The organism is Polaromonas sp. P1_E1_2 (assembly GCF_056406035.1).
Genome location: NZ_JBFUAZ010000950.1, coordinates 1 through 1,007 on the forward strand (window position 1 = coordinate 1; position 1,007 = coordinate 1,007).

General features: G+C 59.9%; 2 protein-coding genes. Both read right to left on the reverse strand.

The window, feature by feature from the left end; all coding sequences use genetic code 11:
• Nucleotides 1-14: 14 nt before the first annotated feature.
• Complete coding sequence (locus AC1D1P_RS24335) at nucleotides 15-464, reverse strand: DUF1801 domain-containing protein (RefSeq protein WP_477674793.1); 450 nt, start codon at nucleotides 462-464, stop codon at nucleotides 15-17.
• 39 nt (nucleotides 465-503) lie between these two features.
• Entirely contained in the window at nucleotides 504-938 is a 435-nt protein-coding gene (locus AC1D1P_RS24340) for an SRPBCC family protein (RefSeq protein WP_477674792.1), read from the reverse strand.
• Between the last annotated feature and the right edge of the window lie 69 nt (nucleotides 939-1,007).

The window sequence follows — 1,007 nt, forward strand, 5'->3', positions numbered from 1 at the left end:
TGCCTGGTGTTCGTTCACATCTTTTCGCCGGGCAACTGGCTGGCCTGTTTCACCCAGTCAGCTAACTGCGCTTCGTCGAAGGGGTCGTCTTCATGGATGTCGAGGTAGCGTGTGTCTTTGCTTTTCGACTCGCCAGGAGGAACGGGGCGCAACGACGTACCGCGAAAAAATGCCACCTTGACGTACTTCGTGAAGCAATGAACGCTGAGGAACCAGCCTTGGTCCTCCACACCGTAGAAGGGTGAATTCCATTTGACGGCCTTGTGCACACCAGGAACAGTGCGCACGATGAGCGCGTCAAGGCGTTGGCCGATGTCGCGCTTCCACCCCGGCATGGCCGCGATGTAAGCCTGCACGRGTGCATCGCCCTCGCCCTTGGGAATCTGCGGGTTGCCGCCTGAGAGCAGGGCCGGCTTGCCTGCCTTTGCCGCCACCCTGCTCGCATCGGGCTTCTTCTTGGCCATTGCATTCATCTCAATGCCTTGTGTCGAAGACCCGGGCAGTCAACCTGCCCGCGCCAGAACCTGTTCGAGCTTGGCAAAGAACTGCGGCCAGCCGTGCTTGGCGCCCTGGTAGGCCTGCTCCTGGTCCAGCCGGAAGCCCGACTGCTCCATGCGCAGGTGTGTACCCGTGCCTGTGGGGGTAAGCGTCCAGGTGACGACGCTTTCAAGGCCATAGGCGGCCCAGGTGTAAGACAGCGTTTTGTCGGGCTCGATGGCCAGAACCTGGCATTCGACAGCGCCCCAGTCTGCGCGCAGGCTGAAACGCTGGTCCATGACGGGCTTGAAGTCGTTCTTCATGAGCCACTCTTCGATCAGGTGCGGCTGCGTGAGGGCGCGCCAGATTTTTTCGGGCGGGTAAGGGATCTCGCGCTCGACGACGACGGCGCGTGTTTCAGTGGAGGCAGTGGTGGTGTTAAGGGTTGCGGTGTTGCTCATTGGTCCATCCTTTTCAAAAGTGATTCGAGATGATCGATGCGGTCGTTCCAGAAGGCGCCATAAAAACTC